This is a genomic window from Chitinophaga pollutisoli (assembly GCF_038396755.1).
GTDB classification, from domain to species: domain Bacteria; phylum Bacteroidota; class Bacteroidia; order Chitinophagales; family Chitinophagaceae; genus Chitinophaga; species Chitinophaga pollutisoli.
Window position 1 is genome coordinate 992,785 of record NZ_CP149822.1, and the last position, 23,771, is coordinate 1,016,555.

Annotated in this window: 21 protein-coding genes, 1 tRNA gene and 1 pseudogene; 8 read left to right on the forward strand and 15 right to left on the reverse strand. The window is 55.2% G+C overall.

Annotated elements, in window-relative coordinates:
• Positions 1-376: 376 nt before the first annotated feature.
• The 4 genes and pseudogenes from WJU16_RS04305 to proS form a co-directional block, all read right to left on the reverse strand.
• Positions 377-1,138 carry a LytTR family DNA-binding domain-containing protein gene (locus WJU16_RS04305; protein WP_074237512.1) on the reverse strand — a complete coding sequence of 254 codons (762 nt, stop codon included), beginning with the start codon at positions 1,136-1,138 and terminating at the stop codon, positions 377-379.
• Entirely contained in the window at positions 1,135-3,144 is a 2,010-nt protein-coding gene (locus WJU16_RS04310; RefSeq protein ID WP_404980283.1) for a histidine kinase, read from the reverse strand. The genes WJU16_RS04305 and WJU16_RS04310 overlap by 4 nt, the downstream gene beginning before the upstream one ends.
• Before the next feature lie 36 nt (positions 3,145-3,180).
• Positions 3,181-3,342 (reverse strand): annotated as a pseudogene (locus WJU16_RS26010) (hypothetical protein); the annotation flags it as partial.
• Between the two features lie 762 nt (positions 3,343-4,104).
• Positions 4,105-5,580 (reverse strand): proline--tRNA ligase, encoded by a 1,476-nt coding sequence (gene proS / locus WJU16_RS04320; protein WP_341837094.1) that lies wholly within the window; start codon positions 5,578-5,580, stop codon positions 4,105-4,107.
• Between the two features lie 321 nt (positions 5,581-5,901).
• On the opposite strand from proS, the gene WJU16_RS04325 reads away from it, so the two are divergent.
• Positions 5,902-6,918 (forward strand): hypothetical protein, encoded by a 1,017-nt coding sequence (locus WJU16_RS04325; RefSeq protein WP_341837095.1) that lies wholly within the window; start codon positions 5,902-5,904, stop codon positions 6,916-6,918.
• Positions 6,919-7,020: 102 nt separating this feature from the next.
• A complete protein-coding gene (locus tag WJU16_RS04330; protein WP_341837096.1) occupies positions 7,021-8,580 on the forward strand; it encodes a hypothetical protein in 1,560 nt (519 codons plus the stop codon).
• A gap of 210 nt (positions 8,581-8,790) precedes the next feature.
• Here the strand turns inward: WJU16_RS04330 and miaA are convergent, their stop codons facing one another.
• From miaA to WJU16_RS04365, 7 genes are read right to left on the reverse strand one after another with little or no spacing between them, the layout of a single operon-like run.
• Complete coding sequence (gene miaA / locus WJU16_RS04335) at positions 8,791-9,699, reverse strand: tRNA (adenosine(37)-N6)-dimethylallyltransferase MiaA (RefSeq protein ID WP_341837097.1); 909 nt, start codon at positions 9,697-9,699, stop codon at positions 8,791-8,793.
• Positions 9,700-9,740: 41 nt separating this feature from the next.
• On the reverse strand, positions 9,741-10,316 hold the full coding sequence (locus WJU16_RS04340; RefSeq protein WP_341837098.1) for an IS1096 element passenger TnpR family protein: 576 nt from the start codon (positions 10,314-10,316) through the stop codon (positions 9,741-9,743).
• 35 nt (positions 10,317-10,351) lie between these two features.
• Positions 10,352-10,786: a hypothetical protein gene (locus WJU16_RS04345; protein ID WP_341837099.1), complete on the reverse strand. Its 435-nt coding sequence runs from the start codon at positions 10,784-10,786 to the stop codon at positions 10,352-10,354.
• A 20-nt stretch (positions 10,787-10,806) separates the two neighbouring features.
• Positions 10,807-11,772 carry an HD domain-containing protein gene (locus tag WJU16_RS04350; protein WP_341837100.1) on the reverse strand — a complete coding sequence of 322 codons (966 nt, stop codon included), beginning with the start codon at positions 11,770-11,772 and terminating at the stop codon, positions 10,807-10,809.
• A 31-nt stretch (positions 11,773-11,803) separates the two neighbouring features.
• Complete coding sequence (locus tag WJU16_RS04355; RefSeq protein WP_341838646.1) at positions 11,804-12,106, reverse strand: Sua5/YciO/YrdC/YwlC family protein; 303 nt, start codon at positions 12,104-12,106, stop codon at positions 11,804-11,806.
• Positions 12,007-12,375 carry a Sua5/YciO/YrdC/YwlC family protein gene (locus WJU16_RS04360; RefSeq protein WP_341837101.1) on the reverse strand — a complete coding sequence of 123 codons (369 nt, stop codon included), beginning with the start codon at positions 12,373-12,375 and terminating at the stop codon, positions 12,007-12,009. The genes WJU16_RS04355 and WJU16_RS04360 overlap by 100 nt, the downstream gene beginning before the upstream one ends.
• Positions 12,372-13,502 carry a glycosyltransferase family 1 protein gene (locus tag WJU16_RS04365; RefSeq protein WP_341837102.1) on the reverse strand — a complete coding sequence of 377 codons (1,131 nt, stop codon included), beginning with the start codon at positions 13,500-13,502 and terminating at the stop codon, positions 12,372-12,374. Before WJU16_RS04365 ends, WJU16_RS04360 begins: the two co-directional genes overlap by 4 nt.
• 169 nt (positions 13,503-13,671) lie before the next feature.
• Between WJU16_RS04365 and WJU16_RS04370 the strand changes: the two genes are divergently transcribed.
• The 4 genes from WJU16_RS04370 to WJU16_RS04385 all read left to right on the forward strand — a co-directional run bounded on the left by WJU16_RS04370 (position 13,672) and on the right by WJU16_RS04385 (position 15,888).
• Positions 13,672-13,854 (forward strand): microviridin/marinostatin family tricyclic proteinase inhibitor, encoded by a 183-nt coding sequence (locus WJU16_RS04370; RefSeq protein WP_341837103.1) that lies wholly within the window; start codon positions 13,672-13,674, stop codon positions 13,852-13,854.
• A gap of 75 nt (positions 13,855-13,929) precedes the next feature.
• Positions 13,930-14,895 carry an MvdC/MvdD family ATP grasp protein gene (locus tag WJU16_RS04375; protein ID WP_341837104.1) on the forward strand — a complete coding sequence of 322 codons (966 nt, stop codon included), beginning with the start codon at positions 13,930-13,932 and terminating at the stop codon, positions 14,893-14,895.
• The gene (locus WJU16_RS04380; RefSeq protein WP_341837105.1) at positions 14,888-15,697 is read left to right on the forward strand and encodes an MvdC/MvdD family ATP grasp protein; all 810 of its coding nucleotides are present in this window, start codon (positions 14,888-14,890) and stop codon (positions 15,695-15,697) included. Before WJU16_RS04375 ends, WJU16_RS04380 begins: the two co-directional genes overlap by 8 nt.
• A complete protein-coding gene (locus tag WJU16_RS04385) occupies positions 15,697-15,888 on the forward strand; it encodes a hypothetical protein (protein ID WP_341837106.1) in 192 nt (63 codons plus the stop codon). The genes WJU16_RS04380 and WJU16_RS04385 overlap by 1 nt, the downstream gene beginning before the upstream one ends.
• A 55-nt stretch (positions 15,889-15,943) precedes the next feature.
• Here WJU16_RS04385 and WJU16_RS04390 read toward each other — a convergent pair whose 3' ends face one another.
• The 4 genes from WJU16_RS04390 to WJU16_RS04405 form a co-directional block, all read right to left on the reverse strand.
• On the reverse strand, positions 15,944-17,326 hold the full coding sequence (locus WJU16_RS04390; protein WP_341837107.1) for a RagB/SusD family nutrient uptake outer membrane protein: 1,383 nt from the start codon (positions 17,324-17,326) through the stop codon (positions 15,944-15,946).
• Between the two features lie 19 nt (positions 17,327-17,345).
• Positions 17,346-20,786 carry a SusC/RagA family TonB-linked outer membrane protein gene (locus WJU16_RS04395; RefSeq protein WP_341837108.1) on the reverse strand — a complete coding sequence of 1,147 codons (3,441 nt, stop codon included), beginning with the start codon at positions 20,784-20,786 and terminating at the stop codon, positions 17,346-17,348.
• Between the two features lie 171 nt (positions 20,787-20,957).
• Positions 20,958-21,923, reverse strand: coding sequence for a FecR domain-containing protein (locus WJU16_RS04400; RefSeq protein WP_341837109.1), 966 nt, complete (start codon positions 21,921-21,923; stop codon positions 20,958-20,960).
• A 51-nt stretch (positions 21,924-21,974) separates the two neighbouring features.
• Positions 21,975-22,547 carry a sigma-70 family RNA polymerase sigma factor gene (locus tag WJU16_RS04405; RefSeq protein ID WP_341837110.1) on the reverse strand — a complete coding sequence of 191 codons (573 nt, stop codon included), beginning with the start codon at positions 22,545-22,547 and terminating at the stop codon, positions 21,975-21,977.
• Between the two features lie 87 nt (positions 22,548-22,634).
• Here WJU16_RS04405 and WJU16_RS04410 point away from each other — a divergent pair, with 87 nt between their 5' ends.
• Together WJU16_RS04410 and WJU16_RS04415 are read left to right on the forward strand one after the other, a co-directional pair.
• Positions 22,635-23,447, forward strand: a complete 813-nt coding sequence (locus tag WJU16_RS04410) for a 2,3,4,5-tetrahydropyridine-2,6-dicarboxylate N-succinyltransferase (RefSeq protein WP_341837111.1) — start codon at positions 22,635-22,637, stop codon at positions 23,445-23,447.
• Between the two features lie 129 nt (positions 23,448-23,576).
• Positions 23,577-23,660 (forward strand) — tRNA-Leu (locus WJU16_RS04415).
• The last annotated feature ends 111 nt before the right edge of the window (positions 23,661-23,771 follow it).

Here is a 23,771-nt window from a genome sequence, read left to right on the forward strand (position 1 = left end):
ACGTGTTTTCATATAGGTTTTATAGGTTAGGATTAAAAGCCCCCCGTTTCCGGGGGGCTTTTTCATGCCTTTATCCGCCAATATTTTATCCATCAATATTTTTTAATGTATAAACATTACACATTTATTAATAACTAATTGACAGATAGATATAATAGAAAAAGCCCTCCGGAATCGGAGGGCTTTTTGATGGCCATGCTGGCAAATGCTTGCAAACATGACCATATATCCTATGAAAACCCTACACCGAATGTATGACTATAACCCATTATGATCCCACGCGGTTTGGTAAACGCTGGAAACGGGTTCGGCAACGGGCATAAAATATCGGTGAAAAATCGGATCGCCCTGTCCGGATTGCCCGGAAACAGGGGATTTACAGGTTGATAACGCCCTTCAGCTGGGTGAAGAACTCGTCTTTTTTGCGGGAAGAAATCGGGATATTCTTTTGATCGCTCATGATCACTGCGGTGCCGAGGCCCTTGATGATCTTAACGATGTGGTGGATATTGATCAGGAAGGATTTATGAACGCGGTAAAAACCCTTGTCCGACAGCATCTCTTCATATTCCTTGAGGGATTTGGATATAAGATGGCTGACGTTGTTGATGAGCTGGATTTTCGTATAGCTGTCGAAAGCTTCGCAGTAGATGATATCTTTCAGGTCGATCACGTTGTACCCGTCGTTCACGGGAATCACGATCTTCGAAAATGCGTTGTCGTTGTTCTTTACATAATCTTTGAGAATAGACGCCAGTTCGTTCAGGCGGCCTTTCTTGCTGCGCTTCACTTTCTCCAACGCATCTTCCACCTCACTCACCTTGATCGGTTTGAGGAGATAGTCGAGGGCGGCGAACTTAATGGCTTGCAGCGCGTACTCCTGGAAGGCGGTAATAAATATCACCTCAAAGTTGAGCACAGGGAACATTTCCAGCAGCTGAAAACCGTTATGAGGGGGCATTTCAATATCCAGGAAGAGAACGTCGATGGGGTTGTTTTTGATCATCTCCGCGGCTTCATGGATATTTTGTGCTTCGCCAATAACTTTAACATCCTTGCAATAATTTTCCAGAATATTACGTAGGATATGAATGTTGCGGACCTCGTCGTCTACAATGGCAGCTTTAATTATACTCATAACATCTTTACAATGGGAATGAGGATTTCGACCAAGGTACCTGCCTTGTTGCCGAATCCAGAGTTAAATTTATCAATTATTTCCAACTTTCCAACGCTTCCATTAAAAGATTTGATGATCTGCAATCTTTCCCGGATCACACTCAAGGCCGTGGATTCATGCTTGGTCAGCTTTCCGGTCTTAATGCTGTTCGCATGCTCCCAACCGATGCCATCATCGTCCACAGCGCAATACAGCAGGTCGCCGTGCAGCTCCAGCCGCACCAGCAGGTGCCCGCTCCCGTTCTTCGGCGCCAGCCCGTGTTTGATCGCGTTTTCCAGGATCGGCTGGATCAGCATCGGCGGAATATAAATGGTATACTCCTTCAGCTCCTGGCTCATGTCAAATTTATATTCGAAAGAATTGGCGAAGCGGATCTTCTCCAGCTCGATGTACCGCGTCAGGAACGCAATCTCGTCTTCCAGCGATATATACGATTTCCGCGAGTTGTTCAGCATCTGCCGCATGAGCGTGGCAAAATCCGCCAAAAAGTTCAGCGCCTGCTTCTCTTCCTTCTCCAGGATTAAATGCTGCACCGAATTCAGGGAGTTGAAGATGAAATGCGGGTTCATTTGATTTGTCAATGCCTTGGCCTCCAGCTCGGCTATACGACGGTTATACTCCGTCTTCCGCCGCTCCCCTCCCCTGATGCGCGCTACTATATACCGCAGCACCAATAAAATGGCCATGATCCCCAGCAAAACGAGAATTCCCCTCGCCCACCACTCCTGGTACCAGCGCGGCAATATGGAAATCCGCAATACCACGGGCTTGCTCCAGCCGCTTTTGTATTTCCGCGCCCTGATCAGCAACGTATAGTCGCCCGGTTGCAACCTGGGATACGGCACAATATTGCTCATGGTAGTCACCCAGCCGGCGGAAGTGTCGTTCGAGAAATTATATTGATATTCAACCAAATCCGGTAAATCAAAGGCAATGGCGCCAAATTCCACTTCGAAGGTGCTCTTCCATTCATACAGGTGCTGGAAGTATTGCCCGGGTATCCAGGAGCTGTCGCCGTACCGGATCGCGTTCAGGTAAACGGTAGGCGGCACCGTATCTACCGGAATATGATCCCGCGAGAAATAACACAATCCATTCGACGTGGCCACGTACAGGGTATCCCCCGCATGGGAAATTCCACGGATGTCGTCGCTCATCAGCCCGTCGTTCGAGGTAAGATTGCGCAGCAGCGTGCGGGTCCGGGTATCAATGATCGACAAACCTTTATTGGTAGCCACATACAACCTTCCATTCCCGTCATAATACAGCTGCTGGCAGATATCGCTCACCAGGTGGTCTGCCGTCCGGAAATGGCGCACTACCTGATCATCTTTCAATACAAAAATCCCCTGGTCGCTGGTGCCCACCCATAAATAACCGTTGATCCATACCAGGTCCTTGATGCTCTGGCTGAGCCGCGGATCGTCCTGCACCGGCACGGGAAAACCGCCGTTGGCACCGAAAAATAGCCCCGATCCGGTGCCCAGGTAATAGGTACTATCGGTTACACAGGCGATGGAATTGATCTGGGTTTCCAGCGCCGAAAGATCGAGCATCCGGGCGTCGGCCGTGGAGCCAAAAGCGAGGCGGTTGCGGCTGGCTACACGCAGTTTGCCATCCGGCGTGAAATCCATGTCTTTGATATTGCGCATCCGCAATACCGGTTTGGGCGCGGGGCCGCCAGGCGAATAATTGAATATGGCATTGTCCGTTGCCACAAGCAGCTCGCTGGTTCCCGGCTGGGCCATGATGCCGAGCACGCTGTTGCGGCCGCCGGTTGAATCCAGTTCGAACCGGCGAATGCTTCCGCCGGGCGTCATCACGTTCAACATGCCCGCATTCTCGCCGATGTACAACAGGCCGTTGCGCTTGTCCTTAAACACGCTGTACACCGAATGGGAATACAAACCGTTCGTATTGTCGAGGTAAGCGAAATAGAAATGCTTGAACGGGATATGATACACGCCGTCACCGAAAGTGGTGATCCAGGTATTGCCGTCGCGGTCGTGCAGGATAGAAGTAATGAAGTGGTTGTTGAGCAGTTTGCTGATCTTCTTCTCCCCCTGAAAAAATCGCGGATGAGATAAAGGGAGCGTGGCGTACCGATCCAGAGGTTTTCGCCGTCGATGCTCACGCTGCTGATTTCTTCCCGGATGCCCCAGTCGGGACCGGAGAAGAAAGGCATAATGTCTTGCGGGGTGTAGGAATACAGGATGTTACCGGTGATGACGACCGGGTTGTTGCGGATGCGTTCGGAAAACCGCTGGTTGCCCAGGGAATAGGGCGCGGCGATGAAAATTTTCTGGAGAACGTTGTTGCTGTCTTTCACGCCGGGCAGGTTGAAATAACGTTGCAGGGGGTGAAAGACGGAGTCTTTGCTGAGGAGGCTCATCACGTCCATAGAACTGGAGCCCAGCTTGTCGTACGTCGTTTTACGGCCGTTGTACTGGATGATGCGGCCGGCGGAGTTGAGGAACCAGGTGATGCGGGCCTTGTCCTCGAAGGCGTACTGTATGTAATGGCTGCGGCTGTTGTAACGCAGGGTGGAATCGGAATCTTCGTTGTGGACGATATGGTTTTGGTAAAACGACAGTTTGCCGTTGCTGGTGAAGAACCAGACGCGGCCGCGGGAGTCGGCGGCGAGCTTTACAACGTCGTTGTCGGTGAGGCCGTCTTTTTTCGTGTAATTCCGAAATCTTTTCCCGTCGAATTTGCTGACGCCGGTGGGTGTGGCAAACCAGATGAATCCTTCGAGATCCTGTACGGCGCTGTACACCGTTGCGTTGGCAAGGCCATCCTTTACATTATAATTGCGGATCACCAGGCCCTGCGCGAACCCGGTGAGGGGCCCGGCGAGGCAGGCCAGCAGCAATATTATGTAACGGATGGCTTGCATCAACGGCAAATAACGGCTTTTTCCTTGATTAATAAGCTCTTGCGAACAGCACTCTTTCTTTGGAGGGCTTCCCTGTGAGGATGCAGGCGCCTGCTTCCTGTGGGTTGTTCAGCGGAATACAGCGGATGGTGGCTTTGGTGCGCTCCTTGATCGCTGCTTCTGTTTCAGCGCTACCATCCCAGTGAGCGGAAATAAACCCGCCTTTCTCGTCGAGGAGTTTTTCGAACTCGTCCCAGCTGTCGGCTTTGGTGATATGGGAATCCCTGTAATCCAATGCTTTCTGGAACATGCCGTTCTGGATCTCTTCGAGGAGATTTTGGATGTATTGAGCGATGCCGTCGAGGGATTGGGAAGATTTGGTCTTCGTATCCCGGCGTGCGATTTCGGCTACGTTGTTTTCGATGTCGCGGGCGCCGATGGCAATGCGAACGGGTACGCCTTTCATTTCGTACTCCGCGAATTTCCATCCTGGGCGGCTGTTATCATTGTCGTCGTATTTCACGCGGATGCCGAGGGCTTTCAGTTCTTTAACGATGCCTTCCACTTTCGCGTCGATCCCGGCCTTTTGGTCGTTGCCTTTGTAGATGGGCACGATTACGACCTGGAGGGGGGCGATGCGGGGAGGAAGGATGAGGCCGTCGTCGTCGCTGTGCGCCATAACGAGGGCGCCCACGAGCCGGGTGGAAACGCCCCAGGAGGTAGCCCACACGTATTCGAGTTTGTTTTCCTTGTTGGAGAACTGCACGTCGAACGCTTTGGCGAAGTTCTGGCCGAGGAAATGGGAGGTGCCGGCCTGGAGAGCTTTACCATCCTGCATGAGCGCTTCAATGCAATAGGTGTCTACGGCGCCGGCGAAGCGCTCGGAGGGGGATTTCACGCCTTTTATGACGGGTACGGCCATGAAATTCTGCACGAAATCGGCGTACACATCCAGCATCTGCACGGTTTCGGCTACGGCTTCTTCGGCGGTGGCGTGGGCGGTGTGCCCTTCCTGCCAGAGGAATTCTGCGGTGCGGAGGAAAAGGCGGGTACGCATTTCCCAGCGCACGACGTTGGCCCACTGGTTCACCAGGATGGGCAGGTCGCGGTACGACTGGATCCAATCTTTATACGTATTCCAGATGATGGTTTCGGAAGTGGGGCGCACGATCAGCTCTTCTTCGAGTTTGGCTTCGGGGTCTACCACCACGCCGCCGTTTTCCGGGTCGTTTTTCAGGCGGTAGTGGGTCACCACGGCACATTCCTTGGCGAAGCCTTCCACGTGGTCGGCTTCCTTGCTAAGGAAGGATTTGGGGATGAAAAGCGGGAAATAGGCGTTCTGGTGACCGGTTTCCTTGAATTTACGGTCGAGCTCGTCGCGCATGTTCTCCCAAAGGGCGAAACCGTAGGGCTTGATAACCATGCATCCGCGAACGGCGGAGTAGTCGGCCAGTCCGCCTTTCAGCACGAGGTCGTTGTACCATTGCGCGTAATCCTGTGATCGGGCAGTAATCTCTTTACTCATATTATATTTTTTCTTTTTCCGTTTCCCCCGGAAAGATTTGATAGGAACACCTTGATGATCAGTCGTTTGCCTTAAGCGAACCGCCGTTTGTCCTGCCGGGTTGCCATTCGCCCCAAAAGGGTTGAAAACGGGCCTGTTTGCACAATAAACTGGCGTAATATTTGTTCTATTAATAATACGGAAACGCCACAGACCTCGCAGAAAATGCCAAACCGGATCCCGGGTGTGCGAAGATAATAAAACGGCTGGTGCGTGTAACCTCTCAACGATAAAATTCGTTTAAATTGAGTAAATTTACATTGTTCATAAAATAACAGCAGAATGAGACCTATGATATATAGTGCGGTAGCGGCCCTGCTAGTTTTTGGCAGCTGTTCCACCGCTTATCAGACCGCCCAGACGCCGGACGACGTGTATCACTCTCCGGTTCGCCAGCAGAATGTCTATGCTTCCGGCAATCAGCGTGCCACACAGGCCGCGCGTTCGCAGGAAGTGGAAGAAACTTTCGACGAGGAAGATGGCGACAATTATGTGACATATGCCGATGAGGATGAGGAGCGCTATGATTACGCCCGCCGCATCGACCGTTTCAGCCGTGGTTATTCCGGAAGCTACTGGGATGGCTATTACTTTGACGATTTCGGCAGCAGCATGTATATGAATAACTTTTACGGTTATAACAGCTGGAACCGTTTCGGGTGGAATTCCTGGTACGGCCCGTCGATCAGCATCGGCTTCGGCTGGGGCCGCCCCTGGGGCAGCTTCGGCGGCTGGTATGGCAATCCCTGGTATGGCGGCATGTATGGCGGCGGCTGGGGACACGGCTGGTATGGCAACGGATGGTACGGCGGCGGCTGGGGTCATGGCTGGTACGGCGGGGGTTATCCCTGGTATGGCGGCCATGGCGGCTACTACGTGAAACCGCGGCCTTCCAATTCCTGGGGCCCGCGCGGCTCGAGCGGCACCCGCGTATACAACAGCGGTACCCACACCAACGGTTTCCGTCCGAATTCCAACGGCTCCGCCCCTCGCAGAACCTTCGACAGCAACTCCGGCCGCCCGGTGAACGTCGACCGCCAGGGGTCCTCTACCCGCAGAACCTTCGACCGCGCCCCCGGCGAGCGACCGGCCACACAGCCTTCACAACCGCAGCGCCAGCAACGTTCCAGCAGGGATTTCCAACGTAGCTACGACCGGAGCAACAGCGCACCACAACGCCAGCAGTCTCAGCCTTCGTATACGCCCGAACGCAGCGCACCGCAACGGAGCTACACTCCGTCAAGCAGCCCTAGCAGTTCACCCGCGCCTTCCAGGACTTATCGTCCGCGCGGCCGTTAATACAAACAACGCGAATTACCAGTAAGGGATCCCCAGGAAAGGTGACCGGCTGGTAATTCGTGTTTTTATCCCAGCACAAATTTGTTCACCAGCACTTACACGATGAATAAAAGAACAGCATTTCTTTTGATAGCCCTTGGTGTATCCGCCACAGCCATGGCGCAGGACGAGCACGACGCACTACGTTACAGCCGCCTCCTCTACGGCGGTACCGCCCGCACGCAAGCCATCGGCGGCGCAGCCGGGTCCCTCGGCGGCGATATCTCGGCAACCCATATCAACCCGGCCGGTCTCGGCTTTTTCAAAACCAGCGAAGCCAACATCACTCCCGGATTCTACTTTAAAAACACGGAATTCGATTTTCTCGGCAATAAGGGCACCGACAGCAAAAGCGGCGCCAGCCTCGGCAACATCGGCGTGGTTTTCGGCATTCCCAACCGCTCCTCCGGCAGCAAATTCAGGAATTTCGCCGTCGCCATCGATTACGCCCGTACCGCGGATTTCAATAACCGCAGCTACATGAGCGGCACCAACACCCTCACCAGCTTCACCGACCGCTGGGTGGAACAACTCCAACCGGGCGGCAACCCCGTCCCCTTTAACGACGCCACAGGCAATTTCGTGGACGGCGCCAGCCTGGGGCTGAATACTTACGTGCTGGACTACGATGCCGACAACAACAATGGCGTAGAAAGATATTACACCGTCGTAAACCCGACCAATCCGGGCGGCATCGGCCAAATGGACGAGATCAAGGAACGCGGCGGTATCAACGAATTTTCCCTGGGTTTCGCAGGAAACTACAACGAACAGTTCTACTTCGGCCTTTCCCTGAACTTCCCCCGTATCGATTACGAGCGTGAACGTTCCTTTACAGAGAAAGACCAGAGCAACGATACCGACAACGATTTTGAATCCATGAAGTATTCAGAATCCTTGTCCACCGACGCAAACGGCTTTAATGCCAAACTCGGGCTCATCTACTCACCCATGCCCTCTCTCCGCATCGGCGCCAACTTCCACACGCCCACGTGGTTCAGCATGCACGACGCGATGACTGCCCGGGTAGATGCAAGGGTGGAAGGAATGGGTACCCATTTCCAACGGACTGAAGACCTCACCGACGGCTTCCCGCTGGAATATGACTACACCCTGAAAACGCCCTGGCGTGCAGGCGGCAGCGTGTCTTACATCTTCGGCACCAATGCCGACGTAAAACAACAGCACGGTTTCATCACCGCCGATGTGGAATATGTGGACTATGCCAGCACTAAATACCGGTTCAACAAAGGCGCCGCGGAAGACCGCGCAGCGGCTGACGCCCGCAACCGTGTGATTGAAAACGCCTACACCGGCGCGGTAAACGTTCGTCTGGGCGGTGAGCTGAAATTCAATGTACTGGCGGTTCGCGCTGGCTTTAGCTACTACGGCAACCCGTACAGCAGCGATTTCAGCGATGTAGACGGCAGCATCAAGCGCGTGAGCGGCGGCCTAGGTTACCGCAACAGGGGTTTCTTCAGCGACCTCACCTACGTGCATACACTGAACAGCAAAACGACTTACAATCCATATGTGCTGAACGAAAGCCAATATGCAGCGCCTGTTGCAAACGGCTCCCTCTCCGGCGGCAACATCGTGCTGACAGTAGGTTTCAAATTCTAATAATATAAATTCCAGATACAAAAAGGGGAAGTACGTAAGTGCTTCCTTTTTTTATGCACGCATTTCCCCGGATCGACTGGCCAACAAACTGCCGTACGAATATTCAGTTACCAGGGTTGCTACAGAACGGAAATGTCTGGACGTTGAATCAGAGTAAAACGATGACTGCACAGCCCGATGTGGGTATTCGGAACAAGGCATGTTCTCGTATTAACCGTCCGCAAGTCTCTCCCGGACATACTGCTCCAGCGCTTCGGGCGAGCGTGCGTCGAACCAGCGGAGTTCCGGATCGCGGCGGAACCAGGTGAGCTGGCGCTTCGCGTACTGGCGGGTGTGGGTTTTGATGCCGTCTACGGCGGATGCGAGGGTGGAGGAACCGTCGAGGAATTGGAAGATTTCGGTGTAGCCAACGGTTTGCAACGCATTGTGCTGCCGCCAGGGAAGCATATTTCGCACTTCTTCCACGAGCCCCTGCGCCATCATCTGGTCCACACGGGTGTGGATGTTGGCGTGGAGCAATTCCTTCGGCAGTTCAAGGCCGGTTTTGATCACGCGGAAATCGCGCTGGCGGGCGGTTTGGGAGCGGAAAGCGGCGATGGATTGACCAGTGGCTTCGAATATCTCAAGTGCGCGGATAAGGCGGTGGGGATTCTGGGTTTCGGCGGTGGCGTAGAAGACGGGATCTTTCTCCCTGAGCTGCTCCTGCAACCAGGTAAGGCCATGCTCCGCATAACCGGTGCGCACCGCTTCCCGGACGGTTGCGGGAACGGGCGGCATTTCATCCATCCCTTCGAGAAATGCCTTGATATACAGGCCTGTTCCGCCGGTGAGCACCAGCGTATCGTTTCGGGAAAATATATCGGCAGCGTATCCCATCGCCAGCTCTTCGTACATGGCCGCATTCACTTCCGACGCAATGGAATGGGAATCGATGAAGTAATGGCGGGCGGAAGCCAGCTCCGCTGCGGAAGGCTTGGCCGTTCCGATGGAGATTTCCCGGTAACATTGCCGGGAATCAGCAGAAATAATATCAGTCCCCAGCATGCGCGCAATGCGGATGGCTGCGGCCGTTTTGCCTACAGCAGTAGGCCCGGCAACCAGGATGACCGTCTTATTCATATGGTAAATGCCCGGCGCGGAGTGCGCCGGAACAAGGTTTGCTAAAACATGTTTTCGTCTTCAGTGCTGCTTTCCTCCATGCCGTCGTCTTCCCGGTCGGTCTCCTCTCCTTCTTCCCCGAAACCATCTTCAGACATGCCTTCGCGATTGAGATCATATTTCTCCTCCATTTCCACGAGCTTGTCGCCGATGAGGCCCTTGGTACCGTATTGGCTCGGAGCCAATCCTTCCTTGCGGACGATGGCAGGGTACGTCAGCTTGGCGTTTTCATCTTTGGCCACACCTATCAGCTCCACGAGGAACGTCCAGTTTTTGGCAAAGTCATAGAGATAGATGAATTTCTGGTTAGGATCCCTGACCATCGCGCCCACAGGCGTATCAGACATCAGGAGGGGTTCTGCTTTGCGCACTTGCTCATCTTTTTCCAGCAGGATTTCCCGACCGCGCTGCCAGTTATCGTTGCTGCGGTAGAAGGTCGCCTTGTGCTTGGAGTCAAACTCATATGCTGTCAAGATGGCCTGATGGAATTGCACAAAATTCTGACTGGGTTTTACAACGATATCCCTGTAAACACTTTCGTCTTCTTCCCAATAAACTCTGAATTTTAATACCGGCATATGATTTACAATGTTGTATGAACAAAAATACCAAATTATTTAACAGGGGTCAAGTTTAGTTCGGCAGCCTTTTTCAACATAAAATCATAAGCCGCGTCGTAACTGTTGGCGATTTCTCCGTCAAGGATCGCTTCCCGGATGGCACTTTTCAGGTCGCCGACCAGTTTTCCGGGCTTCAACCCGAACGTTTCCATGATCATCTCGCCCGTTACCGGCGGTTGCCAGTTGCGGATCTTGTCGCTTTCTTCCACTTCTTTCAGCCGTTCGCGCACGAGTTCGAAATTTTCCAGGTACCTGCGCACTTTCGCGCGGTTCTTGGAAGTGATATCCGCCTCGCAAAGCATCATCAGCGCTTCCAGGTCTTCCCCGGCATCGAACAGCAATCTGCGTATAGCCGAATCGGTGATATTTTCCTTGGTCAGGCTGATGGGCCGCAAATGCAGCTCCACCAGTTTCTTCACCAGCCTCATTTTCTCGTTTTGCGGCAACTTCAGTTTCGCGAAAATGCGGGGCACCATTTTCCCCCCACGGCATCGTGACCGTGGAACGTCCATCCATGGCCCGCTTCGAAGCGTTTTGTAGCGGGCTTCCCGATATCGTGCAACAAAGCGGCCCAGCGCAGCCAGAGATCGCGCGTATGGCGGCTGATATTGTCGATCACCTGCAGGGTGTGATAGAAATTATCCTTATGCCCCTTCCCTTCGAGCATTTCCACGCCCACGAGATCGACCATCTGCGGGAAAATGATTTTCAGGATGCCGGATTTGTACAGCAGATCGAGCCCTACGGAGGGTTTAGCGCTGAGCATGATTTTGTTCAGCTCGTCAGTGATCCTTTCCTGCGAAATGATTTTGATTCTTCCCGCGTGATCCTGGATCGCCTGGAATGTTTCGGGCAGGATGGTGAAATGCAGTTGCGAAGCGAAGCGGACAGCCCGCATCATGCGAAGAGGATCATCGCTGAAGGTCTGCCCTGGTTCCAGGGGCGTCCGGATGATCTTGTCTTGCATATCCTGCAGCCCGTTGAAGGGGTCGATGAGCTTGCCGTAATCGGCCGTATTAAGGCTGATTGCCAGTGCGTTGATGGTAAAATCACGGCGCAGCTGGTCGTCTTCCAGCGTTCCCGGCTCCACATCCGGGTTCCGGGAATGATGGCGGTAACTTTCCCGGCGGGCGCCCACGAACTCGATTTCGAGGTCGCCGAAGCGGATCTGGGCGGTACCGTATGTTTTGAAGTAATTGACTTTCAGGGAAGGATCAAGCAGGCCGGCCACCTGATGGGCCAGGGCGATGCCGTCCCCCACGCAAACGATATCCACGTCTTTCGTAGGCCTTTCCAGCAGTTTGTCGCGCACGAAGCCGCCGATCAGGTAACAAGGTACGCCGATCTGCCGTGCCGCTTCCGCCACGCGCTCAAACAGTTCCATTTCCCGTTTTGTACAGGGAATTTCCATCATGTGTTCTATCGTTTAAAGCCGCAAAAGTAGTCTAATCCCGGATGATTTCCAGCCCTCCGTCCTTCGTGATGCGCACGATCCGCGAGGGACGGGCCTGCGTTTCATCATCCTGGCGGTATTCCACAACGTAATCCACGCCGTTCCGGATTTCAGGCGAAACGTCCCGAAAACTCGCCGGCGAAGGTGCGCCGGAGATGTTGGCGGACGTGGAAACGAGGGGTTTGCGGAGGCGTTTCACCAGGTGGCGGCAGAACGGGTCCTGCACCAGCCGGATGGCGATGGAGCCGTCGTGGTTGATGACGTTGGGCGCCAGGTGGAGGGCGCCTTCGTAAATAACGGTGGTGGGGCGGTCGAACCCTGCCAGTACATCGGCGATGTTGTGCGGGGGGAGGCGAGGTATTTCACCAGGTCTTTCGCATCGGCCATGAGCACCACGAGGCTTTTGGCTTCGTCGCGCTGCTTAAGGGCATAAATTTTAGCGACGGCGGCTTCGTCGGTGGCGTCGCAACCGATGCCCCAGATGGTATCCGTGGGATAGAGGATGGTGCCCCCGTTGCGGAGCGCTTCCAGGGAGCGGGCGATATCGTTTTCGAATTCGGTCATGGCAGGATGTTTTGATAGACTTGCATCACGGCGGCGGCGCATTTTTCGGGGGTAAAGCGCTCCGCGTGGAGGAGCCCCCGTTCCGTCATCCCCTGCCGCAGCGCTGGCTCGGTGGCGACGCGGAACATGCCGTCGGCGATGCTTTCCACGCTGAAGGGGTCCACGTACAGCGCTGCGTTGCCGCCGGTTTCCGTGAAGCAGGAGCCAGTGGAAGTGACCACGGGCGTCTGGCTCCAGAGGGCTTCCAGGATGGGGATGCCGAAACCTTCGAAAGTGGAAGGGTACAACAGCGCCAGGGCGCCCTGGTAGAGCGCGGGCAGGTCGCGGAAGGCGAATTTCGCGACTTCGTTGAGGAAGATCACGCGGCTGGTGAGGCCTTTTTCGGCGAGGTATTTTTTGACTTTCTCTTTGTAGGCGCCGCCGTCGCCCAGTACGATGAGCGGTACGTTGAGGCGGTCTTTCAGCAGGAACATGGCTTCAGCGATACGGGCGAGGTTCTTGCGCTCGATAACAGAGCCCACGTAGAGGAAATATTCTGAGGGAAGGTTGTAGCGAACCAGCGCCTGGCGGATCGTTTGCGGATCGCGGGGCGCCTGGAACGAGGGGTCGCAGGCCTGGTAGCAGACGGAAATCTTTTCCTCGGGGACGCCGTAGAATTCCATGAGGTCTGCCTTGGTCTGCGTACTGATAGCAATCACCTGTGCAGCCGCTTCACAGGCGTATTTCGCCTTTTTGCGGTAGGTGGCCACGTCGATGGGATTGTATTGCTTCGGGTAGCGTTCGAAGATCAGGTCGTGCATGGTGACGGTGCTGGCGACCCCGGTGCGGTGGATCCCGAAGGGCAGTTCGGCGCTGAGGCCGTGGAAGATATCGATACCGTGGCTTTGCAGCTCGCCCGACACCCAGCGGCTGCGCCATACAGGTTTGAGCAGTTTGTGGAGGAAACGCTGCGGGGTGATGGTAACGGCCGCCCTGGGTGGCCGGTACAGGGGTTTCACCTTGGGGGCGAAAAGCACATATTCGTGCTCAGGGTAATATTCCGCCAGGGAAGTGACCAGCGTACGGCTGTAATTGCCCAAACCCGTGCGGTTCTGGAAAGCCCTTTTGGCGTCGAAACCAATTCTCAATGCTATTAATGTTAATCCGAGGGCAAAATACTGAATTTGATTTTTTTCTTTCCCGCAAAAATTTTAACTTAAATGTCCCGTTTCAAACAGGTAGACGGGCAGGACATGTTCCGAAAAACCATATAAGAAAGCAAAAGTCATTGTTCACCACCCAATTTATTACGCTGACATGAAACCCAATGAAAAGCTCATGAAGCCGTTTTTCGCGCAGCTGCTGGAGTCGCAGCAACAGCAGCAAACAACAGGCCAACAAACTACTGAAACTTCTTACTGGACCAGCAAACTGGCCGACGTACCGGACCAGACGCAGAAATATCCCTCCGACGGGGATGAGGAATGGTGGTTGCTGTAATCCTTTTATCCAACGAACGATTTTCAGGGCAATAGCCGGCAGGCTGTTGCCATTTTGTTATCCGCCAGCTTCTCCATGATACTTTGCATCACGCACGCTCAGGACACATTTACGATAGACCGCGTACAGCAACGGCTGGAGGAACTCGGGTATGAGGGTTTCCGGTTCAATACCGACGAATTCGGGACGAAATACCGCCTTCGCTACCGCCTCCATGCTTCCGGCCCGCAATACGAACTGCGCTGCGGCACCCGAACGATCGACGCGCGGCAGATCAAAGGCGTATGGTACCGGAAGATGTGGGATCTGCAGATCCCTCCTTCCCTCGATCCCACCTTCGTACCGGCTTTTCTCAAAGAATACCGCAACTCCCTGCATATATTCCTCGATGCCCTCAAAGTCCCCTGGATCAACCGGATGGACACCGACCATGCCGTAGGCGCCAACAAGCTCCTGCAGCTCAATGCCGCCCGCGCGGCGGGGCTTATCGTGCCCCAAACCCTTTTCAGCAATCATGCTGAAGACGCCGTCCGCTTTTTCGACGATCATGGCGGCAACGTAGTCGTCAAACTCCACGGGGCTTTATCCAAAACGATGGACGGCAAAGGCAGTTTCTTCCCCACCACCAGGCTCCGGAAAGAAGACGTGCCCATGCTCGAATCCCTCTCCGCCTGCCCCATGATCCTCCAGGAATATATCCCCAAAGAACGCGAACTGCGCATTATATACATCGACGGCGAGTTCTTCACCGGCAGCCTCCGCGCTCCCGAACTGGCCGACTGGCGAACGGCCAACACCACGCTCGTACAATGGGAACCCTACGAATTGCCGCCCGCCGCCAAAGACAGGGTACATGTGCTGATGACCGCGCTGGGATTGCCCTTCGGCGCCATAGACATGATCGTAAAGCCAAACGGGGAGCACGTTTTCCTGGAAGTGAACCCGCAGGGCGAGTGGGGCATGCTGGAGAAATACCTCGATTTCCCCATCGCCGCCACCATCGCCGAAAAATTAGTCAACCGAATTGAACAGCATGGCTAAAATTCTAATTATTACACATTCCGCAGACAACGATGCCGTTACTTCCGTCATGGAACACCTCAACGCCGCCGGCGCCACACCGGTTCGCTTCAATGTCGACCGCTATCCGCTGGTGACCCGCCTCACCTCCGAATTCCGCGGCCATGAGCGGCGCCTCTGGCTGGAAGACGGATCAGCACCGCAATCCCTGGAAGAACTCAGCGCTGTTTGGTACCGGCGCAGCTATCACATCGCCGACGGCCTCGACCAGGTGCTGGAAAAACCCTACCTCTCACCCGCCACCGGCGAAATCCGCAGAACATTGTTCGGGATGCTGGAATCCCTCCCCTGCTTCCAGCTGGAACGGTACAGCACTTACCGACGCCTCGACAGCAAGGAGGAACAACTCCGCATCGCGGCGGAATGCGGGTTACTGACACCCGCCACCTGTATCACCAACAGCCCGGAGCGGCTGGAAGCGTTCATGCAATCGGTGAACGGGCCCATCGTGGCGAAGATGCAAAGCGCCTTCGCCATTCACCAGGACGGGCAGGAACAGGTCGTGTTTACCAGCGAGATCCGCCAGGACCACCTGCAACAATTGCCGCAATTGCGTTTCTGCCCCATGACCTTCCAGGAGAAGCTGGAAAAGGAGCTGGAATTGCGGGTGAATATCATCGGGAAAGAGATCTTCGCGTTCAGCATCGATTCGCAGCAACAGCCGGGTGCGGAAACGGATTGGCGGAAAGAAGGCGCCAGCCTCGCCGTGCAATGGAAACCATATGCATTGCCCGGGCACGTAGCCGGGGGCTTTCGCGACTGATGGACCGCTACGGCCTTAACTACGGCGCCATCGATCTCATCCTTACTCCCGAAGGGAAATATTACTTCCTCGAACTCAATGCCGCCGGCGAATTCTTCTGGCTCGACAAGCTCTGCGACGGCGCTATTTCGCGGCAACTCGCAGCGGTGCTTACCGGTTCGGCCGAAAGACGGCGATCACTCATCTCTTAAAAAACAAACAGCCCCGCAAAAAGCAGGGCTGCGTTGCTATATCCGGGGTTTGGCATTAATAACCATCATTCTGCTCCAGTAACGGATTGCGCAGAATTTCCGCATTGGTGAAAGGGAACCACAAACGCTTGCTGTCACGGCCTTTTGAAACAAGGAAGGGTAATGCGCTTCCGAAACGTTTCATATCCTGCCAGCGACGGCCTTCTCCTACCAGTTCACGACGGCGCTCTTTCTCCAGCTCTTCCAGGAATGCTGCGGCATCCGCGAAATCGGCCGCGTTCTTCGTGCTCGCTTTACGGGCCGTGCGAAGCGCATTGTACGGTGTAACGTCCACCGTTTGCTGCCTTGCAGAAGCTTCCGCCGAAATCAGGTATGCCTCGCTGATGCGCATGAGCGGATATATAACGTAAACGGCGGCAGCGGGTTGCAGCGTATCGGTCGAAAATTTCAGCAAATAATTCGCGTCCCTTCCGGTTGCGTTCTGCCGTGCCTTACGGACCAGTTCGCGGCGGGTATCGTTTGCCTCGTAAGAATCCACCAGCGCATCGTCCATCGTAGTAAGGCCGGTGCCGTTGCCGAGGAAAGGCGGCGCGGGACTATAAAAGCTGAACAGGCCATAGCGCTCGTAAGCAGTCGGCATCGGCCCGTCGGACATCTGCCAGATCATTTCCTGCGCCGGGCTGTTGTAACGGAAGATGTTGGAAAACGTTGCGGCAGACAAGGTTCTTTTACCCGTAGCAATTACCGCTTCCGCCAGTTCCTTCGCGCGGGCATGCTTGCCGCGCTGCAGGCTCACACGCGCCAGGAGGAGCTGCGCAGCCTGTTTGGAAGCGGCTTTGGGCGTGGAGAAATCCGCCAGTAAGGGAATGGCGGCTTCGAGGTCTTTTTCCACCTGGTTCAGCACTTCGGATTCGGTGCTTTTCGCCTTGCGGATCCTGTCGATATCCGTTTCCACGGAAGTAATCAGCACCACACCGCCGAAAATCTCCGCCAGCTGGTTGTACGCATGCGCGCGGATCACGAGCGCTTCGCCGAGTATCTGCCGCAGCGCGGGCGTGGAAGGATTGCCGATCTTCCCGATAATAAAATTGGCATTACCAATCGTCGTATATGCCGCGATGTAATACCGCCCGATCCCGAAACCGTCGTTGGGACTGGCGTTGCAGGCTTCATACGCCTGCGGATTGAACTGCGCGGGATTACCGCCCTGCAGCGAAATAATATCGTCGCTGTAGATGTCCGTCATCGGGTACGATTGCGGAGGCCAGCTGCCCGACATGCTGAGATAAGCGCCCTTCAGTAACAAGGCAATATCGTTATCCGTAAGCTGGTCTTTTCCGATGGCCTGGTCCGGCGAGGGCCTGTCGAGGTATTTGCCGCAAGCCGCGAGGGCTGCCATGCAAACCACGATCATATATATTTTATAGTTGCGAAACATGTTGTCTGTTTTAATAATATCAGAAACGAAGATCAATACCAAAGGAAACTGCGCGCGGCAACGGCGCCACGTTCTGTTGCAGCCCCGACTCAAGCCCCTGTTCGGGATCATCCGCGTTCAATCGTCTATCCTTTATCGTAAACAGGTTCTGCGTGGCGGCATATACGCGCACCTGCTGCAAACCGGCTTTCGAGATCAATGTATTCGGCAGGTTGTAGGCCAGCGTTACGTTGCGGCAGCGAAGGAAAGAACCGCTGTACAGGTAATGCGTCGATGGCATGAGGTTCCAGTCGTTCGTTCTGCCGGCGCCGTGCTCACCCACCACCGCGCGGGGATAGCTGGCCTGGTCGCCGGGCTTTTGCCAGCGGTCGAGCACCCAGGTGGGTTTGTTGTTGACAACGCCCGTCCAGATATCGAAGTCGTAGTTCCGGTAGTATTGCTCACTGAAATTGTAAATCTTGTTGCCAAAGTTGAAGGCCAGCTGCGTATTGAGGCTGAAGCCCTTCCAGCCCAGGTCCACCGTGAAGCCGCCGTTCAGTTTCGGCTGGGCAACCGGAACATACACCATATCGAGCTGATTGATCACGCCGTCTTTATTCGTATCGGCATATACCAGGTCACCCGTTTGCGGATCCACACCCTGCGATTGATACAGTTGCAACATACCTACCGGCTGACCAATCCGCAGCACTCCTGCCGGGCTGCCCGGGTAGTATACCCCGAAACCCATGGTGCTGTCGCGCAGTTCGGTTACGCGATTGCGGTTGATATTTGCCACCGCGCTCACTTCCCAATGGAATGCGCCCGGCTTCCCGCTGAGGGAAACGGCCAGGTCGAGCCCGCGGTTGGTCATGGCGCCGAGGTTCACGCGCTGCGACGTGAAGCCGCCGCTGGACCAGGGTATTTGCCGGCTGGTGAGCAGCCCGTCGGTTTTCTTTACGTAATATTCAGCGGTGATGGACAGCCGGTTATTGAAGAGGCGGGTCTCCAGGCCGATGTCGTGCTGTTTGGTCCGCTCCCATCGCAGATCGGGATTGCCGAGTACGGTATTGAGGCGAAGGGCTGGTTCGTTGAGGTAAAGCACGCTGTTAACGAGGTCCTGCGTATCGTAATGCCCGAGCGGACGGATGTTCCCCGTAATACCGAAGCTGCTGCGCAGTTTCAGGTAACTCAGGGTTTTGTTGCTTCGGAGGAAGTCTTCGTCGGAGATGATCCAGCCGCCGGATACCGCCGGGAACCAGGCCTGGCGGTTGTTTTTCAGCTTGCTGGTACCATCGCGGCGGAGGCTGAGGCTGAGGAGGTATTTACCTTCCCAGCTCATGTTGGAACGCAGGAAGTAAGACTCGGAATATTCCTCATAAAATCGGTTGCCGCTGTTGTAGAAGTTGGTGGAGATGGAAGCGTTGGCCGGTTTCCACAAGCCCTCGATCATCGGGAAGCCCTGCAGGTTCTTGACGCCTACGCGGTATTGGTTGCCGGTGAATTCCTGTCCGAGCAGCACATCCGCTTTCAGCGCGCTGTATGTGAACCGGTAGGTCAGCACGTTGTTGAGCGTATAACGGAGACCGTTATTTTGTGTTTCCTTGTAATCGCCTTTGGTGCCCAGACCGCCATAGCTAAACGGCGACAAGAATTCCACCAGGTTGCTTTCGCTCCGCGATCCGGCGATCATGGAACGGAAGCTAAAATTCTTGCTGAGCGTGGCTTCCGCGAAGAAATTACCGGTATAGTTCCAGTTGTCTTTAGTATTGTCGTGGAAGAAGCGCAGCGCGCCTAAAGGATGTTCCTGGAAGCCATGCCAGTAATCCCAGGTGCCGTCGGGATTTGTTTTGATGGAATCGGGCGTATCCGGGCGGGCGGAGATACCGGCGCCGAGGGCTTCCGCCAATCCGTCATATTTCACTTTTGAAATCGCCACGTCCATTCCCGCTTTCAGCCAGCGGTTCACTTTCTGGGTGACGGCCAGCTTGCCGGTGTAGCGGTCGAGGCGGCCGTTGCCCACGGCATTGGCTTCGCCAAACTTCCCAAAGGAGAAATAATAACTGGTCTGGTTGCTGCCGCCGGCCACGCTGAGCTGGATATTGCTGAGCGGCGCGCGGGAAGGCTTCACGCGGTCGAGCCAGTTGATATCATCCTTACCCATTTGCAGTTCGTTGATCTGCAGGTTGAGCATGTCTTTCTCCCCGCGCAGCGATGGTGCTTCCGTTGGGTCTAAATTCCCGGCCAGGCGCTTGTCGATATCGCTGATCCGGTTGTTACGCGCCTCTTTGAACATCATCGCGTATTCGGAACTGTTCAGCGGGCGGTAAGAAAAAGACGACAAGTTGTAGCCAGTGTAAGCGTTCAGGTTGACAACTGGCCTGGCGCCGAAAGAACCTTTCTTGGTGGTGATGAGGATTACGCCTTGCGCGCCGCGCGCACCATAGATCGCGGCGGAAGCCGCATCTTTCAGGACTTCCATCGAGGCGATGTCTTGCGGATTGAGGTTGAACATGCTGAAATTGGCGTTATCGCCCGCGGGGCCCGCGTCAATCACCAACCCGTCGACCACGATCAGCGGATTGGAACCGGTGCCGGTCACGTTGTTCTGGATGGTCTGAACACCCCGGATCGTAAAGTTCGGCATGGAACCCGGCGTGGAACCGGTATTGGAAACGGACAGCCCCGCCACGCGGCCCTGCAGGGCGGAGATGGGGTTGTTCACCATGTTCTCTTCCGGCTTCAGCGCGCCCACTTTCCCGATGGAGCCCGACAGCTCGCGCTTCTGCTGGGTGCCGTAGCCCACCACAATCACTTCATTGAGACGCGAACCGCCCGATTGCAGCGGTAATTGCAGCACCATGGGGCTGCGGTCCTTCACTGGGAATTCCATTTGCCGGTAGCCCAGCGAAGTAATTACCAGCACTTCACCTTCGGAGGCGGTAACACTGAACTGTCCGTCTTCATTGGTGATGGCGCCCCTGCCCGTGCCTTTGACGATCACGGTGGCGCCGATGACTGGGTTGCCATCATCACCCAGCACCCGGCCCTGCGCCACGAACGAGGTGTCTGCAACAGGCTGTGGTGCGGGCTGGATGAGGATTTTGTTATCTACCTGGCGGAAGGAAAGGGCGTGTGGACTCAGCAGCTGTTCGAGCACGGCGGCGAGGTTGCGTTTGCCTTCGGGAAGGCTGAGATGACGGATGTGGCCCACGTCCGACTTGCGGTACATGAAGCGGAAGGCCGTCTGGCTTTCTATCTGCTTAAAGGCCTCCAGCAATGGCGCGTCTTTCAGCGACATGCTGACCGTTTGCCCGTCGAGCCGCTGCGCTTTGGCGGTGGCGGCCGTGAGGATCTGGGCGGTGACGGCGATCAGTAAAAAAGACAATAACGAAATACGCATACATCGATACAGAAAAGGCGCTACGGGCAGCCTGGGGAAAGCGTGGACGCTTCCCGCTGCGAGTGCGGAAAAATTCATACTTTAGTGTTTGCAGGTGAATAAATGCCCGTTGACGCGGGCTTTTTACAATCTGGGCCGTTGCGCAATTTCCCGTTGCGCAGGGCCGCGACCTCTGCTCCGGCAGAGGTTTTTTCGTTTACGGAGGCGGGATGATGACGTTCATACGGTGATTCTGGTTGTGCCGTTCGGTTACGGCCTGTAAATAATAACGGTCTTTTGTATGCTGTCTAAAGTGTATGATGCCTGGTTGAAGGCGCAAATACTCTTGAGGGCCTGTTCCAGCGATTCCCGGCTGCCGAAAATCGTGGAGAAGCGTTGTTCGCGCAGGGCTTCGTCGGGGATGGCGATGCTGTAGCCGAAGCGGTTTTCGAGGAGGCGTGCGGCCTGGAGGAGCGTAACATCGTCGAACAGGAGATCCTGCTGCTGCCATTCCGGGGCCTGCCGGGCGGTTTGCTGGCGGGATTCGCCGGCGGTGTAAACGATTTGCTGATGGGCGGTCAGCTCCCCGAGGGACTTCCTTTCATCTTCCACCCGCACCCTGCCTTTAAATACGGTTACAGTTACATCACCTTCACCGGCGGCCGCCACTTCGAAAGTGGTGCCCAGTACTGTAGTCTGCAATCCGCCCGCATGCACGACGAACGGCTGGCCGGTTTGTTGCTCCACGGTAAAGAGGGCCTTCCCTTCCAGGTACACTTCCCTTTTATCTTTATTGGCGAAAGAACCGGGATAACGCAACTTGCTGCCGGTGCTCACCAGCACGGTAGAACCATCGGGCAGGGCAATGAGGTTGTTTTCGGCTTTGGGCTGGACGGACTGGTCTGCCGCCGCGATGTCCGGTGATGCCGGAGAGGGCCTTAGCAGCAGGTAAGCGGCCGTTGCCGCGCCAACCAGCACCAGCACGGCGGCGGCGGCTTTCCAGCGCAGGAAGTGAGGCCTGCGGCGGACAGGCGCCTGTTGCGCGGCGATTTGCCGGAGGATGTTGCGGTGCATCAGGCCGGCGAGTTTTTCGCGTTCTTCATCGGTGAGCAGCGGTGTAACATCGGGCTGCGAACCGAAAGCGTCGTAGCTGTCGAGCAGGAAGCGCTCCTCCTCTGGTGAGGCAGTGCCTTGCTGGTATTTTTGCAGTATTTCGAGGAAATACGAGTGGTCCATATCAGTAAGACAGCCCAAAAGCATTAGCCCCATCCGGCCGGAAAATATTTTTTACGGCAATATGGACCAGCACATGGCGCCGAGGGTAGCCCTGAGCCTGGCGAGCGCTTTCCCCAGTTGGTTTTGGACGGTTTTGCGGGAGATATTGAGGAGCGCGGCGATCTCGTCCGGGGTGGCGCCGTCATTATAGCGGAGGCGGAAAATTTCCTGGCGGCCCGGCGGGAGGGCGTCTACCAGGGCGTGGTAGGATTTCAGCCATTCGTTGCGGCGGGCGAGGGCATCGGCGCCTTCGCCGCCGGAAGCGGATTCGGCGAAGAGGTCTTCCATGGGCAGGAAGCGTTGCTGCGATGCGAGATGGTTGAGTACGCGGTTGCGGACGGAGGTGTGGATATAGGCGGGGAGATGGAGAATGTGGAGATCAGCGCGGCGGTTCCAGAGCTGGAGGAAGAAATCCTGGGTAACGTCCTGCGCGGCGGCGGGATCGTTCAGGCGTTTGAAGGCGGCATTGTACGCGGGTTGCCAGTAGCGTTGGTAAAGGGCGTTAAATGCCTCCATGCTGCCGTCTTTCAGCGAACGCAGCAATTCCGCGTCGCCCAGGTCCTTATATGCGCCTGCATCCCCCATGAATAATGTAGCCTGTCGGATAAAAATACGTTTTCTACCCCAACTGTGCACGATTATATTATTTTTGCGGAAAACAAGCATAACACAATGGATATTCAGCAACAGATCCAGGCTGCGTGGAACGACCGCAGCCTTTTGCAGCAGACGCAATATTCCGACGCCGTAAAATCAGTGATCGAAGCCGTTGACAAGGGCAAGCTTCGCGTGGCGGAGCCGGCTGAAGGCGGCTGGAAGGTGAACGAATGGGTAAAACAGGCGATCCTGATGTATTTCGCGATTCAGCCGATGGAAACGATGGAAGTACCTCCTTTCGAGTTCTACGATAAAATGAAGCTGAAAACCAACTATAAGGAACTGGGCGTTCGCGTGGTACCTCATGCCGTGGCGCGTTATGGCGCTTTCATCGCGAAAGGCGCTATCCTCATGCCTTCTTATGTAAATATCGGCGCATATGTGGATGAAGGAACGATGGTGGACACCTGGGCAACGGTAGGTTCCTGCGCGCAGATCGGCAAGCACGTTCACCTGAGCGGCGGCGTAGGCATCGGCGGCGTACTGGAGCCCCTGCAGGCCAGCCCCGTGATCATTGAAGACGGCGTATTTGTAGGTTCCCGCTGCATCGTGGTGGAAGGCGTTCACGTGGAAAAAGAAGCCGTACTGGGCGCCAACGTGGTGCTGACACAGTCAACCAAGATCATCGACGTGAGCGGTCCCGAGCCGATCGAGTACAAAGGCCGCGTACCGGCCCGCAGCGTGGTGATCCCCGGCACTTATACCAAGAAGTTCCCTGCCGGCGAGTACCAGGTTTCCTGCGCGCTGATCATCGGTCAGCGTAAAGCAAGCACCGACCTTAAAACGAGCCTGAACGACACCCTCCGCGAATTCAATGTTGCGGTGTAACGACAGTACAATATCCTTCAAAAGCCGCGCTGGTCGCGGCTTTTTCATTTTCTATCAAACTTTTTCTTGCCAGAATTTGGAAATATTGAGAAACTACGTACATTTGCACTCCCTGACACAAAAAGGAATGCCCAGATGGCGAAATTGGTAGACGCACTGTGTTCAGGTCGCAGCGCCGGCAACGGTGTGCTGGTTCGAATCCAGTTCTGGGCACTCGGAAAAAGGCAAATCGGTTTAGGCTGATTTGTCTTTTTTGTTTTAACCTGGCATGATAGCTGTGCGAACATACGCTGCTTCATCAAAAAGCCGCACCCATCAAAAGAT